The sequence below is a fragment of the Agrobacterium sp. 16-2014-1-2a genome (assembly GCF_053522705.1).
In genome coordinates, this window is record NZ_JBNWBX010000021.1 from 1 (window position 1) to 3,196 (window position 3,196).

2 rRNA genes are annotated in these 3,196 nt (G+C 52.7%); both read left to right on the top strand.

Annotated features, from left to right (window positions below):
* Nucleotides 1-26 precede the first annotated feature (26 nt).
* Nucleotides 27-2,833: ribosomal RNA gene (locus tag ACQZ45_RS26995) — 23S ribosomal RNA — on the top strand.
* A 221-nt stretch (nt 2,834-3,054) separates the two neighbouring features.
* Nucleotides 3,055-3,169: ribosomal RNA gene (gene rrf, locus ACQZ45_RS27000) — 5S ribosomal RNA — on the top strand.
* Nucleotides 3,170-3,196 lie beyond the last annotated feature (27 nt).

Below are 3,196 nucleotides of genomic sequence, written 5' to 3' on the forward strand. Positions count from 1 at the left end.
TATGGATGAGCATAGACAATGAGAACGAAGAAGTGAATTAAGGGCATTTGGTGGATGCCTTGGCATGCACAGGCGAAGAAGGACGTGATACGCTGCGAAAAGCCGTGGGGAGCTGCGAATAAGCTTTGATCCATGGATCTCCGAATGGGGCAACCCACCTTAAATGCTTGGAAAATCCAGTCTGTTTTATGAACGGCCTGGGTTTCCAAGCATTGTGATAAGGTATCTTACTTTCGAATACATAGGGGTAAGAAGCGAACGCAGGGAACTGAAACATCTAAGTACCTGCAGGAAAGGACATCAACCGAGACTCCGTAAGTAGTGGCGAGCGAACGCGGACCAGGCCAGTGGCAATGATGAATAAAGCGGAACGATTTGGAAAAGTCGGCCATAGAGGGTGATAGCCCCTTACGCGTAGAACAGTCATTGTCCTTGAGTAGGGCGGGGCACGTGAAATCCTGTCTGAACATGGGGAGACCACTCTCCAAGCCTAAGTACTCGTGCATGACCGATAGCGAACAAGTACCGTGAGGGAAAGGTGAAAAGCACCCCGACGAGGGGAGTGAAATAGAACCTGAAACCGGATGCCTACAAACAGTCGGAGCCCGCAAGGGTGACGGCGTACCTTTTGTATAATGGGTCAACGACTTAGTGTAACTAGCAAGCTTAAGCCGGTAGGTGTAGGCGCAGCGAAAGCGAGTCTGAATAGGGCGATTGAGTTAGTTGCATTAGACCCGAAACCGAGTGATCTAGCCATGAGCAGGCTGAAGGTTGGGTAACACCAACTGGAGGGCCGAACCCGTATCTGTTGCAATAGATTGGGATGACTTGTGGCTAGGGGTGAAAGGCCAATCAAACTCGGAAATAGCTGGTTCTCCGCGAAATCTATTTAGGTAGAGCGTCGACCGAATACCCTCGGGGGTAGAGCACTGGATGGGCTATGGGGACTCACCGTCTTACTGATCCTAACCAAACTCCGAATACCGAGGAGTACTAGTCGGCAGACACACGGCGGGTGCTAACGTCCGTCGTGAAAAGGGCAACAACCCTGACCTCCAGCTAAGGTCCCCAAGTCATGGCTAAGTGGGAAAGGATGTGAGGATCCCAAAACAACCAGGATGTTGGCTTAGAAGCAGCCATCATTTAAAGAAAGCGTAACAGCTCACTGGTCTAAATAAGGGTCTTTGCGCCGAAAATGTAACGGGGCTAAAGCCATGCACCGAAGCTGAGGATGTGACAGTTGTAGTGACTGTTGCGTGGTAGCGGAGCGTTCCGTAAGTCTGTGAAGGCGGACCCGTGAGGGCTGCTGGAGATATCGGAAGTGCGAATGTTGACATGAGTAACGATAAAGGGAGTGAGAGACTCCCTCGCCGAAAGACCAAGGGTTCCTGCTTAAAGTTAATCTGAGCAGGGTTAGCCGGCCCCTAAGACGAGGCGGACACGCGTAGTCGATGGGAACCACGTTAATATTCGTGGGCCTGGTGGTAGTGACGGATCTCGTGTGTTGTACATTCTTACTGGATTGAATGTGCGGCGAAGAGGTTCCAGGAAATAGCTCCACCGTATAGACCGTACCCGAAACCGACACAGGTGGTCAGGTAGAGTATACCAAGGCGCTTGAGAGAACTATGTTGAAGGAACTCGGCAAATTGCACGCGTAACTTCGGAAGAAGCGTGACCCCATTTTACGCAAGTATGATGGGGTGGCACAGACCAGGGGGTAGCGACTGTTTATCAAAAACACAGGGCTCTGCGAAGTAGCAATACGACGTATAGGGTCTGACGCCTGCCCGGTGCTGGAAGGTTAAAGGGAGGGGTGCAAGCTCTGAACTGAAGCCCCAGTAAACGGCGGCCGTAACTATAACGGTCCTAAGGTAGCGAAATTCCTTGTCGGGTAAGTTCCGACCTGCACGAATGGCGTAACGACTTCCCCGCTGTCTCCAACATAGACTCAGTGAAATTGAATTCCCCGTGAAGATGCGGGGTTCCTGCGGTCAGACGGAAAGACCCCGTGCACCTTTACTATAGCTTTACACTGGCATTCGCCAAGGCATGTGTAGGATAGGTGGTAGGCTTTGAAGCAGGGACGCCAGTTCTTGTGGAGCCATCCTTGAAATACCACCCTTATCTTCGTGGATGTCTAACCGCGGTCCGTTATCCGGATCCGGGACAGTGTATGGTGGGTAGTTTGACTGGGGCGGTCGCCTCCGAAAGAGTAACGGAGGCGCGCGATGGTGGGCTCAGACCGGTCGGAAATCGGTCGTCGAGTGCAATGGCATAAGCCCGCCTGACTGCGAGACTGACAAGTCGAGCAGAGACGAAAGTCGGTCATAGTGATCCGGTGGTCCCGTGTGGAAGGGCCATCGCTCAACGGATAAAAGGTACGCCGGGGATAACAGGCTGATGACCCCCAAGAGTCCATATCGACGGGGTTGTTTGGCACCTCGATGTCGACTCATCGCATCCTGGGGCTGGAGCAGGTCCCAAGGGTATGGCTGTTCGCCATTTAAAGCGGTACGTGAGTTGGGTTCAGAACGTCGTGAGACAGTTCGGTCCCTATCTGCCGTGGGTGTAGGAATATTGACAGGATCTGTCCCTAGTACGAGAGGACCGGGATGGACGTATCTCTGGTGGATCTGTTGTCCTGCCAAGGGCATAGCAGAGTAGCTATATACGGAATGGATAACCGCTGAAGGCATCTAAGCGGGAAACCAACCTGAAAACGAGTGTTCCCTATCAGAGCCGTGGAAGACGACCACGTTGATAGGACGGGTGTGGAAGCATGGCAACATGTGAAGCTTACCGTTACTAATAGCTCGATCGACTTCTTCGTTCCCATTGTTCATGCTCATCAAAGATGAGCATCATCTGTTCTGTCCTGACGCGCATAGCGCTCCGGACGGGCCGCGCCACAGGGCGCGACGACCTCTGGTCTGTATGGCAAACATACGGGAAGGGTCGCAGAAAGACGTGTTAAATTAAATGAAGCGCAAGCTTCCCAGCTTCTCGAAACAACACTCATGTGAAAACATGAACTGTGTTGCGTTTTGCCGACCTGGTGGTTATCGCGGGGCGGCTGCACCCGTTCCCATTCCGAACACGGCCGTGAAACGCCCCAGCGCCAATGGTACTCCGTCTCAAGACGCGGGAGAGTAGGTCGCTGCCAGGTCTGCAAAACGCAACAAATATCTTCTCA